The organism is Shewanella morhuae, assembly GCF_900156405.1.
GTDB lineage: Bacteria > Pseudomonadota > Gammaproteobacteria > Enterobacterales > Shewanellaceae > Shewanella > Shewanella morhuae.
This window is the reverse complement of record NZ_FTNN01000007.1, coordinates 50,175-68,480: the sequence shown is the minus strand read 5'-3', so window position 1 is coordinate 68,480 and position 18,306 is coordinate 50,175. Positions and strand designations below refer to the sequence as shown.

Annotated in this window: 14 protein-coding genes; 5 read left to right on the top strand and 9 right to left on the bottom strand. The window is 45.5% G+C overall.

The features are described from left to right. A complete protein-coding gene (locus BW947_RS10020; protein ID WP_076499147.1) occupies window positions 1–1,071 on the top strand; it encodes a c-type cytochrome in 1,071 nt (356 codons plus the stop codon). A 629-nt stretch (window positions 1,072–1,700) separates the two neighbouring features. Here BW947_RS10020 and BW947_RS10010 read toward each other — a convergent pair. Beyond that, on the bottom strand, window positions 1,701–2,804 hold the full coding sequence (locus BW947_RS10010) for a hypothetical protein (protein WP_076499144.1): 1,104 nt from the start codon (window positions 2,802–2,804) through the stop codon (window positions 1,701–1,703). Window positions 2,805–3,374: 570 nt separating this feature from the next. Here BW947_RS10010 and BW947_RS10005 point away from each other — a divergent pair. Beyond that, window positions 3,375–3,701: a cysteine-rich CWC family protein gene (locus tag BW947_RS10005; RefSeq protein WP_076499141.1), complete on the top strand. Its 327-nt coding sequence runs from the start codon at window positions 3,375–3,377 to the stop codon at window positions 3,699–3,701. A 16-nt stretch (window positions 3,702–3,717) separates the two neighbouring features. On the opposite strand, the gene BW947_RS10000 is transcribed toward BW947_RS10005, so the two are convergent. Continuing rightward, window positions 3,718–4,830, bottom strand: a complete 1,113-nt coding sequence (locus BW947_RS10000) for an energy transducer TonB (RefSeq protein ID WP_076499139.1) — start codon at window positions 4,828–4,830, stop codon at window positions 3,718–3,720. Window positions 4,831–5,005: 175 nt separating this feature from the next. Beyond that, window positions 5,006–5,812, bottom strand: a complete 807-nt coding sequence (locus BW947_RS09995) for a hydratase (protein ID WP_076499137.1) — start codon at window positions 5,810–5,812, stop codon at window positions 5,006–5,008. Between the two features lie 338 nt (window positions 5,813–6,150). Between BW947_RS09995 and BW947_RS09990 the strand changes: the two genes are divergently transcribed. Both BW947_RS09990 and BW947_RS09985 read left to right on the top strand, forming a co-directional pair. Further along, the gene (locus BW947_RS09990) at window positions 6,151–7,125 is read left to right on the top strand and encodes a DMT family transporter (RefSeq protein WP_076499135.1); all 975 of its coding nucleotides are present in this window, start codon (window positions 6,151–6,153) and stop codon (window positions 7,123–7,125) included. A gap of 35 nt (window positions 7,126–7,160) precedes the next feature. Then, entirely contained in the window at window positions 7,161–7,775 is a 615-nt protein-coding gene (locus BW947_RS09985) for an HAD family hydrolase (protein ID WP_076499134.1), read from the top strand. A gap of 22 nt (window positions 7,776–7,797) precedes the next feature. Here BW947_RS09985 and dkgB read toward each other — a convergent pair whose 3' ends face one another. Then, window positions 7,798–8,637 (bottom strand): 2,5-didehydrogluconate reductase DkgB, encoded by an 840-nt coding sequence (gene dkgB, locus BW947_RS09980; RefSeq protein WP_076499132.1) that lies wholly within the window; start codon window positions 8,635–8,637, stop codon window positions 7,798–7,800. Between the two features lie 147 nt (window positions 8,638–8,784). Next, a complete protein-coding gene (locus BW947_RS09975) occupies window positions 8,785–9,666 on the bottom strand; it encodes a LysR family transcriptional regulator (RefSeq protein ID WP_076499131.1) in 882 nt (293 codons plus the stop codon). Window positions 9,667–9,843: 177 nt separating this feature from the next. On the opposite strand from BW947_RS09975, the gene BW947_RS09970 reads away from it, so the two are divergent. Beyond that, window positions 9,844–11,034, top strand: a complete 1,191-nt coding sequence (locus BW947_RS09970; RefSeq protein ID WP_076499129.1) for an MFS transporter — start codon at window positions 9,844–9,846, stop codon at window positions 11,032–11,034. Between the two features lie 106 nt (window positions 11,035–11,140). Here BW947_RS09970 and BW947_RS09965 read toward each other — a convergent pair whose 3' ends face one another. The 4 genes from BW947_RS09965 to uvrA all read right to left on the bottom strand — a co-directional run bounded on the left by BW947_RS09965 (window position 11,141) and on the right by uvrA (window position 18,028). Next, window positions 11,141–11,515, bottom strand: a complete 375-nt coding sequence (locus BW947_RS09965; RefSeq protein WP_076499127.1) for a DUF6677 family protein — start codon at window positions 11,513–11,515, stop codon at window positions 11,141–11,143. A gap of 128 nt (window positions 11,516–11,643) precedes the next feature. Beyond that, window positions 11,644–13,563 (bottom strand): DEAD/DEAH box helicase, encoded by a 1,920-nt coding sequence (locus tag BW947_RS09960; RefSeq protein WP_076499126.1) that lies wholly within the window; start codon window positions 13,561–13,563, stop codon window positions 11,644–11,646. Window positions 13,564–13,758: 195 nt separating this feature from the next. Next, window positions 13,759–14,889: a M28 family peptidase gene (locus BW947_RS09955; RefSeq protein WP_076499124.1), complete on the bottom strand. Its 1,131-nt coding sequence runs from the start codon at window positions 14,887–14,889 to the stop codon at window positions 13,759–13,761. A gap of 256 nt (window positions 14,890–15,145) precedes the next feature. Then, window positions 15,146–18,028, bottom strand: a complete 2,883-nt coding sequence (gene uvrA, locus BW947_RS09950; protein ID WP_076499123.1) for an excinuclease ABC subunit UvrA — start codon at window positions 18,026–18,028, stop codon at window positions 15,146–15,148. Between the last annotated feature and the right edge of the window lie 278 nt (window positions 18,029–18,306).

Sequence of the window (18,306 nt, the reverse complement as noted above, 5' to 3'; positions counted from 1 at the left end):
ATGAAATATTCAGCAATGTTACTACTGGCTGCGATGGGATTGTTAACCGTTCAAGCGCAAGCATCTTCAACGGAACAGGTACCAGAGCGTCCTGATAAACAAGCCCCGCTGCCTTCTTTCCCTAAAATGCCAGATCAAGCCTATTTAACGCTTAGACCCTTAAGTGCAATCCCTGATGGGGCTTTTGGCGATAAGGTACGTTTAGGTTACCAGTTGTTTGTTAATACTCAGCAGCTGCGAGACAAGTATGTAGGTAACGAGCTTAACTGCGCTAACTGCCACATGGACGCGGGCCGCAAAGCTAATGCCTCACCGTTATGGGGCGCTTATTTCGCTTATCCAGCTTATCGTAAAAAAGACGATAAAGTCAGTAGCTTTGAAGAGCGCATCCAAGGCTGTTTTAACTATTCGATGAATGGTAAAGCTCCTGCTTCGGGTAGCCCTGAGTTAGTCGCTATTTCAGCCTACGCTTATTGGTTGGGCATGGGCGGCTTGATGGATGAAGCCAAAATCAGTGGTCCAGTCCCTGAGCTGAGCGATGCTGAGTTAGTGAAAGGTGCTAAGCGTGAAGACTTCCCGTTACCAGAGATACTTGCCAAGGCGATGACTGTCGAGCAGCGTGCTAACTTGCCTGGTCGTGGTTATCCTGAAATTCCAAAACCAGAACTTGCTTATTCACCTGAACGAGGTAAAGAGGTTTATGTAGCTCATTGCCAAACTTGCCATGGTATTGAGGGGCAAGGTCAAGCGATAGCAGGCGTATATGCATTGCCACCTTTGTGGGGCCCTAAAAGTTACAACTGGGGTGCAGGTATGCACAGAGTTAACACCGCTGCATTTTTCATTTATGAGAATATGCCCTTTGGTAAGAGCATGCAGCTGACTAACCAGCAGGCTTGGGATGTTGCAGCTTATATCAACTCCCACGAGCGTCCACAGGATCCGCGTAGCAAAGGTGATGTTAAACAGGCTCAAGAGAAATACCATAATGACAGTGACTATTATGGGCTGAGTGTTGATGGCAAAGTGTTAGGTACTGAGTCTTACCCTGTTTTTCCTAAAAAGTCGTAGTTGAGCCGCTCTCATTCAGTGCTAGCGTGATGAAGTTAAGCGAGTAACTGGATGGGAGGCTTATTAAATCGCCTGAGTATGTTAGTCATTGCGGCTTTACAGCCAAGGTAAATCAAAGTCGTGGGGCTTCACCCCACACCCGACCAAGGAGGACTGCTCGTCCTATCCTCCTTGGATTCTCCAAGACGCCCCTAACGGAGTTGAAAGCCCCTTGGGCATTAAGCGTCCTTATGCTATCGCGTCAGACGCTCGTCCCTGATTCGACTGACGCTATCTCGGCATCCATGCCTCGCTCACGCAACGTACGCAAATGCCTTTCGGCAACTCCGAGGGGAGGGTGAACTTCTGCAGTTTCGGTGTTGGCTGTTAATCCCAAAATAGTTATACCTGTCGCATCTTTCCTCATTAATAAGCGTGCTAACTTATTCTTTAGGATGATTTGTTATAGGAGTCAAAAACCAGATTCATTTTACTAATTGCTTTTTGGTAGATCTGTTGCTTTTGAAGCGGTGTGAGATTTTTATTTATATTAGCTTCATCTTTTTCTCCAAAAAACGCCAAAGCAAATGATCTGAAGAAAGGATCTGAAAAACTGTAAATCTTCGTCAAATTTAATTATTTCGCTAAATTTAGACGAAGATAGCTCGTCTAGAGTAGCTTCTAAATGGTTTTTTTTGAATCCGAATATTAAACTCTTTACAGTAACCAAAAAGCTCATCAATATTCCCGCAATCTTGGCCTGTATAAAATAATGCTCTTATAGTGTTTTCACCTTTATTGTGTGTGAGCGCATTATCAAATACGTGTTTTATAGTATCAGACTCTTCTTCTATATACTCTTGAACCGCTAATACTAAATCAGATTCAGTAAAGTCATAACTTTGAGATTTATGTAATGTCTCTCTGATAGCTGCACCATCACACATCAAATATGCGAGCTTATGAGCAATAGCTGGCAAGCCATTACAATAATGAGCGATTTTTTCTTTTAGTTCAGTACCAAAGATAACATTTAGAGAGTTTTCTCCTTTTGTCAGAATTTCTTTTATCTCAGAGTCATGCATTAAAGGGACCTTGATTTCGGATAATCTCCTACGCATTTCTCCATCACTTTTAACAACTTCTCGGGCAGTATTTACAGCCCCCAAAGCAATGATTTTTAAATCTGAATATTCATCCGACATATCCATGAATACTTTCATTAATTGGGAAAGTTTAATTTTATCTTCTTCATTAACCTTATGAAAATCTTCAAGTACCCAGCAGTAACCTGCAGCTCCCATCAATCTGCCAAGATTTTGTGGTGATAATTGAGGAGGTAGAATTCGTTTTTGTTTTACTCCTTTAACCTCTTCGATTCCTACGCCTAGACTAGCTTTAATTGCCAAATAATTTATTTTAAGTGAACTGCTAATTTTTGTTTTTTTATTATTAATAACTTCGTCAACATAAAACTCAGCCAATTGTTCAAAAGCATCTAGAATAATTTGTTCAAATGTAGAACCAATCATGCAGTTTGTGCGAATATGCTTATCATAAACCTCATAAAGTTTATTTTCTAGTAAAGTGGTTTTACCACTGCCCGTGTGACCATAGACAACAATCTGCATGCCAGGGGTTTCTAATGCTCGAACTACTCTTTTGTTAATTTTATTACGGTTAATAAAACTAACTCTGGCAGGTTTCGCTGGTGTAAAAACTTCCTTTAATAAGTATTGACCGATGTTCGCCACTAAACTTCCTTATTCTTTTAAATTTGTATAATACACATGTACATTACCTCATTAGACCTATAAAAATGCACATTGTTAATTATTTTTTATTGAAGAGAACTTATCAGTTTTTAGTCTAGAATACTATCTTACAAAAAGAGCTGAGCTTTACCGAGAACCACTGTTAAGCTTAGTAACAGGTATACTCGGGAATTAATGAGATTAAGCACTTGTATAGAAGTGACCGTTGGCGGCAAGGATGCCGCCGTCGAGCCCTCAGGGATGAGTCATTTCTAAATCAAAGTTGGCGTGTCACTGGAATACAAGTACTTAATCTTTTAGCAAATCAGAAAGGATACTTTATTGTATCTGACCGATAGGGGCATCGAGAATATCACTATAATGCCTAGGACATTATTAACACTTCTTTTTAAATCATAAGCAGGCGTGTCACTGGGAAAACAATGGCAATTAATGCTGCATAACTCAGCAGCTTTGCCTTGGTGGGAAACAACTCAGCTTGAGTGGCTAAAAACCGTTATGATCGCCATCTCTAAGAATAAATAACCTATGTTATTTACGAGGATATTGATGTCCAAGTCGTTACAAGATTTAAGTGTTACGGAATCGCAAATTTGCCCCCTGTGCCAAGGTGCAAATCAGTGTGCGGTGATTTTGGGTAAGGGCATTGAGGATTGTTGGTGTGCGCTGCAGGTGTTCCCACCTTTGGCCGCCTTGCAAGAGCAAGCTTTAGATGAGCCTCAGGTATTAAGTTTACAACTAGCGTCTACCGATGCATGTATTTGCCAAGTCTGTTTAAGCCAACTCAGGCAGGAGTTAAATCCGCGTTTATTTAGAACGCAAGATGAACAAAGCCCATCGAGAGTGGTCGATGGGCTAGGCTATGAACTAACGTAACGGGCTACTTAGATAGTTACTTATCAATCTTGTATTCGATTCGAACCATAGTTTGTGCGGTGACTGGTTTACCATCTTCAAACTTAGGTGCGTAGCGCCACTTATCGATCATTTTCAATGTTTCTTTTTCGAATAGCGCGCCCCCTTCAGAGTTAGTGATCTCGGGATTTTTAACAAATCCCATCTCATCGATAGTGAGATTCAACTCTACCCAGCCACTTTTTTTGCGTTGGGCATAGGACATTGGATAGTCTGGTACGGTACGGAAAATAGGTTGTTGTTCCTGTGCGTCGGCCCATGGGCGCATTTTACCGATAGCAATACAATGGGCTGTGGATTGCTCGCGTTTATTCTGACGTTCGTAAAGTTCGACTAAATAAGCGTGGGCACTTAAGGCATAGGGATGACTGAAATTAAGTGCATCAAACTGTTTAACCACTTCGAGTAATAAAGGTTCGGCTTTATTGTCATGTTTGTCTGCAAACTCAACTGCGCCAACAATATAGGTGGCCTTAACCCTCTCTAATGCATTTTCGGGTAAAATTTCTTTATAAATATCATAAGCATCGAAGACATAGTTTCTTACGTCTCGAGTGTAGAGTTCGGTTTTGGATAAGCGACTGAACGCGGCCATTTTCACATCGGCTAGAACTTTTTTATTATCAGATTTTTCTGCAACCGCCATAGCATCAAGGAAATAGTCTTTCGCTACTTTGGCTTTGGCGGCTGTTTGCGCTGCGCCAAGTAAGGGGTCGATAAGCTCAAATGCTTGCTTACCATAATGGATTTTATAGTTAGCAAGCGCGAGTTTATATAATTCATTAGCCTTGGCGGTTTGCTGAAAATGGGTTTCTATAAATGGGTTTGGCGCGACTTGATTTTCTATCGCACTGGCCCAGTTTATAGCGAGATTGGCTAAGTCGATACTATCTTTGGCATACTGAGCCTCACCGAGTTGGTAAGCCGTTTTAGCACTCGCTTCAATGTTCGCAGTATCGCCTTTTTTCACCGCGGTTTGATAGTCGCTATAGGCTTTAGCAAAGCTATTCTCAGAGGCGTGTAAGATAAAAGAGGTGCCTAAAGTGAGGGTAAGAAAGTAGGCGATTGGCAGCATTTTTCCATGCGACATAATGTATATCCTTATTATTGATGAATCTAGATGATACATAGGTGCGCGTTTTGAGACAAATTTGTTTTATTTTTGTTGTGCTTTGAGGGGGGCGAGAATAGGGGCGAGAAAAAATTGATTTGACCGATAGGCGATTCGAGTGAAGCGTAGGCTCGCCTATTGGTCTTTTAAGAGGTTATTTAGTGATAAATTCGACTGAAAACTGCCCAAGTTCGCCGTATTCAAAATGGCAGATTTGCGCCAATGGCAAGTCAAGTACGCCCGCGTAGGAGCCGGTAATCACATATTGGCCTTGAGTTAAGCCAATACCTTGGGTTGATAAAAAATTAACCAGCCAGTAGAGCCCTGCTTTAGCGGAGCCATTGGGATGAATGGCGGTTTTTTGCAGTGTGTCGCCATCTTGAATATTAACCTTGAGCTCAAAACCACTGGTATTTAAACCCTCTAGCACGTTAAGCACTGGGCCTAACCACAAGCCTTGATTAACTAAGCCATCGGCTAGGGCATCAAAATAGGTCGCTTCACTGGGCGTGTGGTAGCGGCTTTTTATCAATTCAAGCGCTAAGCGAGTGTTACCTAAAGCCGCATCGATTTCAGCTTCGGTATAAGGCGTCGCTCTTGGCGGCAAATCGCGAGCTATCTCAAAAGCCAGTTCGGGTTCGACGCGAGCCAGTTGTTGATTCGATGCATACAGTGGGCAAGTGGCCGATTGTTGATATACATCATGTTGATAAATAGGCGCAACGACAGTTTTTTCGGCAGTGGGCAGTAAGCATTTCCACGCTACGATAGGATTGTTGTCGGTAGTGCTAAATATTTCTGCCACGGCTTGTTGAATGGCGAAGGCCTGCTCGAAGTTTGTTGGCCTCAGTTCTGAGTTAAGTAAATCTCCGTTTGTGCCTGCAGCACGCCGCTTGGCGAGTTCTTTTGCGGCGGGCTTAATACACCTTTGTACTTGTTCGAGAGTGACGGTAGATAGCATTAACTTTCCTATTTAAACAGTTTGCCTATAAAGATGTGGCATAAAAGAAGGTGGCCGATAAGCCATTTTAGTCGGCCAAATATACTCGGTTAATGCTATCACTGGAAATGGCAATGTCCGTATAGATTTAAAATCAATCGCTGCAGAATTAAGGATGAGGGCTAAAACCCCAAAAACGTTAAGCGATTTAAACTCATATCGCACATATTACTCATATAACAGCAATGTCAGTTAAAGTATCCAACCTAGCACTTATCTTTCCATAATAAGAGGCTAGATATTGGCTTAACTCAGTGCCAGAATGGCAGCCCATTTCGTGGTCTCTATTGGACTCATCCGTGAATCTCAACCTTAATGCCCCACAGGCAAATAATCATGCTCAACTCGGGCTTATTTTTATCTCCGTTGCCGTGTTGTTTTGGGGCATATTGCCGATAGCCTTAAAACTATCAGGTGCTTTTATCGATCCGGTAACACTAACGTGGTTCCGCTTTCTGGTTGCGTTGTTAGTCAGTATATTGATCCAATGGAGCGCGGGCAGCCTTAAGCAATTTGCCGCGCTCGATGCCAAAGTTTGGTTAAGATTGGTGCTGGCGGGCATGTTCTTGATGTTTAATTATGTTTCTTTTGTTTACTCCCTCGATTATCTCGCGCCTGGTGCTGCCCAGCTAAATTTCCAAACATCGCCTTTCTTCTTAGCTTTTGGTGGTGTGCTATTTTTCAAGGAACGGCTTAACGCAGTGCAACTCAGCTGTTTTGCGACCTTAGCTTTAGGTATGCTGATGTTTTTCCATCCTAATTTAAACTTTTCAGCCACGAACAATCATCAAGTTTGGATTGGAGTGATGATTATTCAATTCTCGGCGTTGTCTTGGACCAGTTATGCCTTATTGCAAAAGTCATTATTAAATCGATTATCACCTGCCAATGTGCTTTTAGTGCTCTATGCCTTAGGTATTTTCGTAATGGCTCCCTTTAGCGATCTTAGTCAGTTTGCCGAGATGGACAGCTTTGAGTGGCAGATAGCGTTATTTTGCGCCGCCAATACCTTAATAGCTTATGGCTGTTTTGGACAATCAATGAAATATTGGCCGACGGCGCAGGTGAGCGCAATGTTAGCCTTAACGCCAGTATTTAGTTTTAGTGCGACAGCTATTGTGGTCGCGGTGGGCTGGTGGCCTGAAGTCTTTCATGCCGATGAATTAGATGGATTATCGCTGTTGGGGATTGGTGTAATCATAATGTCGGTGATGGTGGTTCAGTTATTACCGCTTTATCGCAATCGTCAGCTAAAGCGTATGCAAGTAATCTAACGTTTAGATAAATATTTTACCTATGGGAAAGGTCTGTGATTACACGACTCAGTGATGTAAAACTTAAAGATATCCGTGGCGTCATCTTCGATCTTGACGGCACTTTGGCGCATTCAAATCCTGATTTTTCCGGGCTGCGCCGCGAGCTAGGCATTGATTCTGGTACGGATATTTTGGCCCATGTTAATAGCCTCAGTGAAGGCGAGGTGCGTAATAAAGCATTTGAGATAGTCCATGAGTATGAAAGACAAAGCTCACTTAACGCCAGTTGGATAGATGGGGCTAAGGAGCTTATCGAATACTTACAGGCTAAATCGCTGCCATTGGCTATTTTGACCCGCAATATGCCAGAAGCAGCGCAAATCACTATCAATAAGCTCGGCATCGATATCGCATTGGTGTTAACCCGCGATGATGCGCAGCCTAAGCCGCACCCTGAAGGCATTGAGCTTATTTGCCAGCAGTGGCAATTAGATCCTGCAGATATTTTATATGTGGGCGATTATTTATTTGATCTGCAAACTGCCCAAAATGCAGGTAGCCGCTGCGCCCTTTATTGCCCCGAAACTATCCCCGATTATGCCCTTGATGCCGATATGCTAGTAGCTTGTTACCATCGTTTTATTGAAGCGTGGGCAGTGGGTGACTAGATTTTGTTAGTCTGTTTCGAACTTAGTCCCAGTGTGGGGCGAAGTCTGGATTGGCCACCCTATGATTGCGATCTAATCCAGTGATTGCCTCGATTTCCGCTGCAGATAACATGAGTTTGGCTGTTGCTAGGTTGCTGCGAATATTCTCACGTTTGGTCGATGAAGGAATCGTGGCGAATCCTTGTTGTCTTAACCAAGCGAGTATGGTTTGAGCTGTGGTGACGCCATGTTTCTTAGCAATCTGAGTAATTAACTCATCTTGTAATACAGCGCCGTAGGCAAAAGGCATGTAGCCCGTCACTAAGATATTGTGCTGCTTACAAAACTGCGTCACTTTTGTGTTAACCAAATACGGATGCACTTCTACTTGATTGGTGAAAATCACTCCTTCACCTAATATCTCAATCGCTTGGGATAACTGGGCGTTAGTGAAATTCGATACTCCAATACGGCGAGTGAACCCCTTATTTAGCATGGTTTTTAATGATAAGAGGTAATCTGCCATCGGCACGTGTTCATCCTTAAGTGGCCAATGGATTAATAGCAAATCAACATACTGGGTTTGTAGCGCGGTTAAGCTGTCAATAACGCTGGCTTCGAAACGGTTTGCGGCTAGATTTTCTGTCCAAACTTTAGTGGTGATAAAGAGTTCATCACGGGGAACGCTAGAAGCCTTAATTGCCTCGCCAACGGCGGCCTCATTTCCGTAGATTTGTGCGGTATCGATATGGCGTGAGCCCTCTTCGAGAGCCATTAGTACAGCATCAACTGCTGCTTGGTCTTTGAGTCTAAAAGTGCCAGTGCCGAGCATGGGCATAGCTAATGGATGAGATACGGTCGAGTCTATCTGTGCTTGAGTCATAATATTTCCAATACTGAATGAATGGTGATGGCGCTACTTTCGCCTATCAAGCTTTGCCAATAAAGTCGATAAAACACAAATCATATTTGCCAATATCACAATAATGCTGTGCGACTCTTTACTCATAGCCGATTTAGCCGCGTGTCTTTACAGACTCAATCTGGGCTGGATAAAATCGATAAAAGCCGAGATCCGCCGCGCCACGGTTGAGGTTTTATAATAGACGGCATTTACTTGCTCCCGTCCGACATTGGTCACGTGCTCACTTTCAAGCAATGGGACTAATCGTCCCGTGGCAATATCGTCGTTAACCATAAAGCCCGACAAACAAGCGATACCATTGCCCGATAAGGTTAATTGGCGCACGGTTTCGCCGTTGCTGGCGCGCACGTTAGGTGTAATTTGATCGATACCTTTTAAGGGCCATTGATTGAGCACTTTAGAACCGGTAAAGCCGATAAGGCAGTGGTGGGGCAGATCGCTAATATTCTTCGGTAGACCGCGCTGCGCTAAGTATGCACTAGAGGCCACAATATACAGCTTACTTTTACCCAGCGGTCTGGCGTGCAGAGTCGAGTCAGTCAGCTTGCCGATACGGATCGCCACATCGGTACGTTTCTCAATCAGATCGACAAAACCTTCATTGGAGGTGATTTCAAGCTCGATATCGGGATAGGCTTGCTTAAATTCTTGCACTAAGGGCACGATTTGATGCAGTACGAAAGGGCTCGCTGCATCGACTCTTAAACGACCTTTAGGGCGCTCACCACGGGCGACGAGATCTTCTTCGGCCTGCTGCAGCGTTTGTAATCCTATACGTACCGCATCAACAAATTGCCGTCCCTCGTTGGTGAGTTCGACTCGGCGCGTGGTGCGGTTGAGTAGTGTCACTTGCAGTTGGCTTTCAAGGCGAGTGATCGCCCGCGATACCCGTGCGACTTGAATATCCAGCGCCTCGGCAGCCGCCGAAAAGCCACCAGTATCTACAATCGTCAATAAAATCTGCAAATCATCGGATCGTGTTAGCACTTAGTTGTCTCCAAGTTTAAAGGTGATTAACTACGCTTATAGCAAAAATCATTTGTAAAAATCACTCTTTTTAGCAATAACCTTTGTGGTCATGATAGCCCCATCTGAACGTGAGTCGAGTGTTAGCTCATCAATATTCGCTCACAGACGCTTTAACTTAACTGGATAAACACTATTATGCCCTTAGCTTTACTCGCATTGACGCTCAGCGCCTTTGCCATCGGAACCACAGAATTTGTCATAGTGGGTTTACTCCCAACTATGGCGCAGGATTTGAATGTCTCACTGCCCTCAGCGGGTTTATTGGTGAGTTTGTATGCCCTCGGTGTGGCGATTGGCGCACCTGTGCTGACGGCATTAACGGGTAATTGGAATCGTAAAACAGTTTTGTTATCAGTGATGTCACTGTTTGTGCTTGGTAACTTGTTGGCATGGCAGGCGCCGAGTTATGAAACCCTAATTGCCGCGCGGATCCTGACAGGGCTGGCCCATGGGGTATTTTTTTCAATTGGATCGACTATCGCCACCGGCTTAGTTCCCAAAGAAAAAGCTGCGAGCGCGATTGCCATTATGTTTACTGGCTTAACCGTTGCCTTAGTGACTGGCGTGCCGTTGGGGACGTATATAGGCCAGACGTTTGGCTGGCAGTCGACCTTTTTAGCGGTGGCTTTACTGGGCTTTATCGCCTTAGTCGGCAGCGCATTTTTAGTGCCAAATAACCTAAAGCAAGCTAGCGCAGCCCGAATACTTACGCAGGTCAAAGTATTGGGTGAGCCGAGATTGTTATTAGTGTTTGCGATTACTGCCGTGGGTTACGGTGGCACCTTTGTGGCGTTCACTTACCTTGCGCCGATTTTGCAGCAAGTTACAGGTTTTAATGCCAGTGCGATTGGCGCCATCATGTTGGTTTACGGTGTATCCGTTGCCTTTGGCAATATCTGGGGCGGAAAGATGGCCGATAAAATGGGTCCAGTAAAAGCCCTGAGCTATATCTTTGCAGGTCTCGCCGCTGTGTTGTTGGTGTTTAACTTTACCGCAGGTAACCCGATTATGGCTGTGTTGACCATCTTAGTTTGGGGCGCGTTTGCCTTTGGTAATGTTCCAGGTTTACAAGTGTATGTGGTAAAACTTGCTGAGACTTATGCTCCCGATGCGGTTGATGTAGCTTCAGGTTTAAATATTGCTGCTTTTAATGTTGGTATCGCTTTAGGCGCGTGGGGCGGAGGGATAATCGTGACCAACTTAGGCTTAATGCACACTCCTTGGATTGGTGCGCTGGTGGTATTTAGTGCGCTGTTACTCACTCGTGTCAGTGGCTATTTAGATACCCAATCAAGCCAAGTTGAAAGCCGCGTGGCCTCTCAATAAGTCCTGTTTAGCGATTAGCAGAAAGTAAAAGGGCTTTCATTAACAGTAATGAAAGCCCTTCTGTTGTCTTATCTACGGAGTTTGAGTCGAATAGCGTTTTACAGATTTAGTTAGTCGCGTTGTTAGCGGCGGCTGCATCTTGCTTATCTTGTTTCAGCCCCAAGCGCACGCTATCTAATATGGCAATTAGCCAGCAGAGGATAAACCCGTACATCAGCTTATCTGCACCATCACGAATGGTTGCGGTGGTTTGCTTAGTCACTTCGGCCGCAATTACTCCCATATCCAGCGGTAAAACACCGGTTTGAATATCAAGCGAGATAACTTGTGCGACTTGCATCACTTGTTGCAGCAACAAACCAAGGCTCAGTATTGCTAATACAAAAAACACCAAAGCACTGCGTTTATGTTGCAGGTAAAAATGGCCGCTGCCGGGAGCAACTAAGGCGGATAATAAGCCGGCGGTAAGGGCTTTTTTCATGGTGGGTGCTTGTTCAAGTCGTTAAGCCTGTAAGGCAATTAGACACTAAGCATGAGGTTCGGTAAAGTAAATTTAAGCCAACAAAAAAGGAGCCTAGGCTCCTTTTTTAGTCTCTAGCTTAAGCTAGATTAGTCTTCACGTGGTTTACGTGGCTTACGCTCGCCGGCAGGTTTGTCTGCACGTGGTTTGCGATCCGCAAATGGCTTGTCACCCGTCGCAGCAGCGCGAGGCTTACGGTCGCCAGCTGGGCGGTCACCCGTTGGACGATCGCCACGTGGTTTACGGTCACCAGAAGGACGGTCTGAACGAGCACTACGGCCTGAATCAACAAAGACTTGATCACCAGCTTCGCGGATGTTCAATGGCTTGCCACAAACACGGACTTTACGTAGGTGTTGTAACACGTCTTTTGGCATGCCGTCTGGCAGGTCAACAGTGGTCACTGCATCGTAAAGTTGGATTGCGCCAATGTAACGGCTGTCGATGTTAGCTTCGTTCGCGATAGCGCCAACGATGTTACCCACACCTACACCATTCTCACGACCTACGTCGATCACGTAACGGCACATTTTCAAATCTGGGTTGTCTTTCAACGCTTCAGCACTGCCTAGGCTCGCTGGCATTGGACGCGGTTCGCGACTTCTGCGCTCACCACCACGGTCACTTCCGCGGTCGCCACGATCACTGCTACTACGTTCAGTGCGCTCACTGCGTTCATCACGAGCACGTTCTTGAATGGCTGGCAATTGCAGAGGACGCTCCTGCTGAACTTGCTGTAATAATGCAGCGGCTAGCAGATCAGTATCGACTTCTAACTGTTGGCACAATTGAGCAACAGCTTCTTTCATGAAATCTAAATCACCGTTGATTGTTTCGGCCAGTTGCTCACCTAAGCGAGACAGACGACGTTCTGCAACAGTCTCTGGGCTTGGAATTTTCATCGGTGAAATGCGGCTGTTAGTTGAACGCTCGATAGTGCGCAGCATGCGCATTTCACGGCTAGTCACAAACAGGATCGCCATACCAGTACGGCCAGCACGGCCTGTACGGCCAATACGGTGTACATATGCTTCAGCATCATACGGAATGTCGTAGTTAACTACGTGACCGATACGCTCAACGTCAAGACCACGGGCGGCAACGTCAGTTGCGATTAGAATGTCTAATTTGCCACGTTTCAGTTGATCAACTGCGCGCTCACGGGCTTGCTGATTCATGTCACCATGTAGAGGTGATGAAGCATAACCACGAGCTTCTAACTTTTCAGCTAACTCAACACATGAGTTACGAGTACGGACGAATATGATGACACCTTCAGTGTTTTCAACTTCTAATACGCGTACTAATGCTTCAAGTTTATTGTGTTGTGATACTTGTACAAAACGCTGTTCGATTGACTCAACCGTTGTTTGGCTTGATTCAATGCGCACATGTATTGGATTGCGTAAGTATTGGTTAGCAACACGCTTAATTTGCTCTGGCATAGTGGCAGAGAATAACGCTAACTGGCGCTCGCTTGGCGTGTGCTCAAGGATCCATTCGATATCATCGATGAAGCCCATTTTTAACATTTCATCGGCTTCGTCAAGTACAAGTGCTTGTAACGAATCGAGTTTCAACGTGCCGCGACGCATATGGTCCATAACACGACCAGGCGTACCAACAATAACCTGTGGGCCACGTTTTAGGGCATTCAACTGTTGTTGCATGCTTTGACCGCCGTAAATTGGCAGCACGTGAAAATTCTTCATGAATTTGGCATAGCTACTGAAAGCTTCTGCAACCTGAACCGCTAATTCGCGCGTTGGCGCTAATACTAGAATTTGCGGTGTAGTTTGGCTGGTGACTTTATTTAGCAGGGGTAAAGCGAAGGCGCCAGTTTTACCTGTACCTGTTTGCGCTTGACCTAAAATATCTTTGCCAGCCATAAGTGGATCAATACTGGCTGATTGGATTGGCGTTGGTTTTTCATAACCTAGCTCGTCAAGAGCACGCAACAAATTCTCGGATAGGCCGAGTTCACGGAAAGTTCTTTCATCGGATGACATTGGGTTGTAGCCTTGTGGATGCGCGCGCGAAATGGCGCTTAAAGTTGCACAGACAGAAAATCAACCCCGTGTCGATTTCCCGCGAAGGACGGATTATAGCAGCATAGAAGCCACTTTACCAACCTGAGTCACACTTTTTACGTTGTTTACTGCATTTTTTTCGTTGAAACTGAGCAAGAAACGCGCCACTTCCCATTAATTCTTTAAATATTCGGCATTTAATTGAATTAGTTCAAATGCTGATTCAGTCACCGCGGCTAGAAAAGTGATGTCGATTGTCGCAACGGTATCCTCAGGCGTGTGATATTGCCGATGGATTGGCACGCCTAAATATAACCAAGGGATATTCGCTTTATTGAACGGATAATGATCCGACACTTGCAACCAATTAGTATTTTGTATGCTGCGGCCAATGGGCTTGGGGTGGCTCAATTTAATGCATAATCGGTTTTGTTCACTCAAGAGCGGTTTGAATTGGTTGAACTGATTGAAGTTGCGACTACCTTCGAGATAAATAGCATAGGGTCTACTTGGGTGGCTTACCATGTCGAGATTGAGCATTAATTCAAATGTTGCCTGTGGCAAACGGATTTTGAGTTGCTCGACCAAGGCGGTGCTGCCATAGAGTCCGGGTTCTTCGGCATCCGTCGCGACAAACATCAGATTTACATTAGGCAAAGTATGGGTTGGCAAGCTCTGTTGCTGTTGCCAGCGAGCGGCAATGGCTAGCATTGCTGCCACACCCGAAGCGTTATCATCGGCGCCGTGGTAAACCTGACTACCGCTCATGCCTAAATGATCATAATGAGCAACAACAATACGCCATCTGTTGGTCGGCATTTGTGCCATGGCGATAGCGATCACATTGGCGCCGCTGTTTAGGGTGAAAGGTGTGTGATACTCAAATGGCACTACAAAGTCGGTCCCCCAAGGTTGTAAACCTAATGCTTGAAATCTCTGTTTTATATAGTCACGACTTTTAGCCGCGCCTTGGGTTTGGGTTTTTCTGCCCTCGAATTCTGCTGAACTGAGTTTGGTGACTGTCGCTTGCAGCTCGCTAGGGTTAGCCCACGTCAGTTTGAGCTCGCTTGGCGCACAGGTTTCCAGTGAATTAGCACAACCACTGAGATTTGCGCTAACCAAGCAGACAAGTATGAACATACTAAGGCCTTGCAACTGATGGCCTAAAATACGTGCATTCTTGAGATTAGCCAGCTGTTGGCGAATGCGATGGTCGTTGAGTAAAGGCGATATGCTTATATAGCTGGCTTGATACAGGCTTAGAAAAATACGATGAGTGACAGGCCACTGAATGCTATCGCGCATGGATGATGCTTGTCCTTATGGATGAAACCTTCATCTGAAGATGGCTTCATCTTTGCCTAAAGCTGAGTTTAATTCAACCTGTGTTAAATGTAGCGAAAGCCTAAGCGTATTTGAATGTAACTGGGGAAGCGTGTAATTGAGTAATTTGAGTTAATCACTAACAATCATCAGCAAAAAATCAGCAAAACGTGGGCTCACAAAAAAGCGCAGAGCCGAGGCAACTGCGCTTTTTTATTCTTATACAAACAGCTGGCTTTTAAGCCTTAGCTTTATTGGCCTTTGCCATTTCAATATCCCGTTTTAGCAGCGGCTTTAAAAAGCGTGCCGTGTGGGAGGTTGGATGCTCAGCCACTTCTTCTGGTGTGCCTGTGGCTAAAATCATACCACCACCACCACCACCTTCTGGGCCTAAGTCGATAATCCAATCCGCCGTTTTGATCACGTCCAGATTATGCTCAATCACCACAATGGTGTTGCCGTGGGATTTAAGACGATGCAATACGTCAAGCAGCAGTTGGATATCAGCAAAGTGTAAGCCAGTGGTTGGTTCATCCAAGATATACAAGGTTTGGCCTGTGTCACGCTTAGATAACTCTTTGGCAAGTTTCACCCTTTGAGCTTCACCGCCCGACAGCGTGGTCGCACTTTGACCAAGGCGCACGTAGGATAACCCCACATCCATCAAGGTTTGCAGCTTACGGGCAATGGCAGGTACGGCATCAAAGAACTGACGCGCATCTTCCACTGTCATTTGCAGTACTTCGTGAATATTCTTGCCTTTATAGCGTACTTCTAAGGTTTCGCGGTTATAGCGCTTACCTTTACAGGAATCGCAGGGCACATACACGTCGGGTAAGAAGTGCATTTCTACCTTGATTAAACCGTCGCCTTGGCACGCTTCGCAGCGGCCACCTTTAACGTTAAAGGAGAAGCGGCCGACTTGATAACCTCGGGTGCGCGACTCTTGAGTGCCTGTAAATATTTCACGGATAGGAGTGAAAATACCCGTATAAGTGGCGGGGTTAGAGCGCGGTGTGCGGCCAATTGGGCTTTGGTCAATATCGACCACTTTATCGCACAGCTCCATGCCTTCGATACGATCATAGGGTGACGGTTCATCCACAGTCGCGCCGTTAAGCATTCTATGGGCAATTTTGAAGAAGGTATCGTTAATTAAGGTCGATTTACCCGAGCCAGACACGCCCGTCACGCAAGTGAACAAACCAATCGGAATGGTTAAATCAACATTACGCAGGTTGTTGCCACGTGCGCCAAATAACTCAATCACTTTAGTTTTGTCGAATGCAATACGCGGCGTATCGATATGAATACAGCGTTTACCGGAAATATATTGTCCAGTCACCGACTCTTCACAGGCGATGATTTTTTCAATCGGGCCGTCGCAAATTACTTCACCACCATGTACGCCAGCGCCGGGGCCGATATCAATCACGTGATCCGCCATACGAATCGCATCTTCATCGTGCTCAACCACAATCACAGTGTTGCCTAAATCCCGCAGATGGATCAGGGTTTGTAGCAGGCGTTCATTATCCCGTTGATGCAGGCCGATTGAGGGTTCATCGAGCACGTACATCACACCAACAAGTCCGGCGCCGATTTGGCTGGCGAGTCGAATACGTTGGGCTTCACCACCCGAAAGGGTTTCTGCCGAGCGTGATAGGCTCAAATAATTGAGGCCGACGTTAACGAGGAAACCTAAGCGATCGCGGATTTCCTTTAAAATCTTTTCAGCGATTTGCGCTTTTTGGCCGCTAAACTCGACGTTCTCGAAGTAGTTTAAGGCTTCGCCAATCGACCAAGTGGTGAGTTGCGGCAGGTTAATGTCGCCTAAAAATACGTTGCGGGCTTCTTCACGCAGGCGCGAGCCACCACAGCTTTGACAGGCTTGGGTGTTGATAAACTTGGCTAATTCGTCACGTACCGAGTTACTTTCAGTTTCACGATAACGCCTGTCCATATTATTTAAAATGCCTTCGAAGGGGTGATTACGTACCACCACATCGCCGCGATCGTTGATGTACTTAAAGGCAATGCTGTCTTTGCCTGAACCGTACAGCACGATTTTACGGACTTTTTCGCTCAGCTGCTCGTAGGGCACTTCGACATCGAACTTATAGTGGTCAGCGAGTGAACTAAGCATTTGGAAATAATAGAAGTTGCGTCTATCCCAACCACGAATTGCGCCGCCAGCCAATGAAAGCTCGGTATTGCTGATCACGCGCTCTGGGTCGAAAAACTGTTGTACGCCTAAACCATCACAGGTTTGGCATGCTCCGGCTGGGTTGTTAAAGGAGAAAATTCTTGGCTCTAATTCCGCCATAGAATAACCGCAGTGCGGACAGGCAAAGTTAGCTGAGAATATCAGTTCTTCGCCTTTTGCTTTACCAGTACCTGTGTCGTCATCCATGGTGGCCACGGTCGCGATACCGCCAGAGAGTTCGAGCGCGGTTTCAAAGGATTCGGCCAAACGTTGCTTGATATCATCACGCACTTTAAAACGGTCAACGACCACTTCAATGGTGTGTTTTACGTGTAAATCTAAGGTTGGCGGATCGGTTAAATCACACACCTCGCCATCGATACGTGCACGGATATAACCCTGCGCCGATAGGCCTTCAAGCAATTTAACGTGCTCACCTTTACGGGCGTTGACCACAGGCGCGAGCAGCATTAAGCGGCTATCTTGGGGCATTTCGAGCACTTTATCGACCATCTGGCTGACGGTTTGCGCCGCCAACGGTTGATTGTGCGTCGGGCAACGCGGCTCGCCTACTCGGGCGAACATCAAACGCAGGTAATCGTAAATTTCGGTAATTGTGCCCACAGTTGAGCGTGGGTTATGTGAAGTAGACTTTTGTTCGATGGATATCGCAGGGCTTAAGCCTTCGATATGATCAACATCGGGCTTTTCCATCAAACTTAAAAATTGGCGAGCATAGGCAGACAGAGACTCGACGTAACGTCTTTGGCCCTCGGCATATAAAGTATCAAAAGCAAGGGAGGACTTACCGGATCCCGATAAGCCCGTGATGACAATCAGTTTATCCCTAGGGATAGTCAGGTTGATATTCTTGAGATTGTGGGTGCGTGCGCCGCGTATTTCAATCTTATCCATCTATCGCTCTAATGCCATATGCTTAAAAAAAATGAGCACAAGTATCGCACAGATCGGCGGCTGAGTTTAGTTGATTCTGTGATCTGCACCAATCCTAGGCTAGTCGTGGTTTTTAATCGGCTGAGTTAAGCAGAGGTTAGGTTCTGAGTGGATTAATTAAGATTAATGCCGTTGTTGCGCACTGACTCACAGGACAAATGTGAGCACTATGTTAGACTTGCTTATCTGTGCCTGAGTATTGAATTGGGCTGAAAAACAAAGGCATTAACCCGAGTGTG

Bases quoted from the DNA above. Each gene is read 5' to 3' on its own strand.
- BW947_RS10020 (WP_076499147.1), top strand. From the start codon at position 1: ATGAAATATTCAGCAATGTTACTACTGGCTGCGATGGGATTGTTAACC.
- BW947_RS10005 (WP_076499141.1), top strand. From the start codon at position 3,375: ATGTCCAAGTCGTTACAAGATTTAAGTGTTACGGAATCGCAAATTTGC.
- BW947_RS10000 (WP_076499139.1), bottom strand. From the start codon at position 4,830: ATGTCGCATGGAAAAATGCTGCCAATCGCCTACTTTCTTACCCTCACT.
- BW947_RS09995 (WP_076499137.1), bottom strand. From the start codon at position 5,812: ATGCTATCTACCGTCACTCTCGAACAAGTACAAAGGTGTATTAAGCCC.
- dkgB (WP_076499132.1), bottom strand. From the start codon at position 8,637: ATGACTCAAGCACAGATAGACTCGACCGTATCTCATCCATTAGCTATG.
- BW947_RS09970 (WP_076499129.1), top strand. From the start codon at position 9,844: ATGCCCTTAGCTTTACTCGCATTGACGCTCAGCGCCTTTGCCATCGGA.
- BW947_RS09965 (WP_076499127.1), bottom strand. From the start codon at position 11,515: ATGAAAAAAGCCCTTACCGCCGGCTTATTATCCGCCTTAGTTGCTCCC.
- BW947_RS09960 (WP_076499126.1), bottom strand. From the start codon at position 13,563: ATGTCATCCGATGAAAGAACTTTCCGTGAACTCGGCCTATCCGAGAAT.
- BW947_RS09955 (WP_076499124.1), bottom strand. From the start codon at position 14,889: ATGCGCGATAGCATTCAGTGGCCTGTCACTCATCGTATTTTTCTAAGC.
- uvrA (WP_076499123.1), bottom strand. From the start codon at position 18,028: ATGGATAAGATTGAAATACGCGGCGCACGCACCCACAATCTCAAGAAT.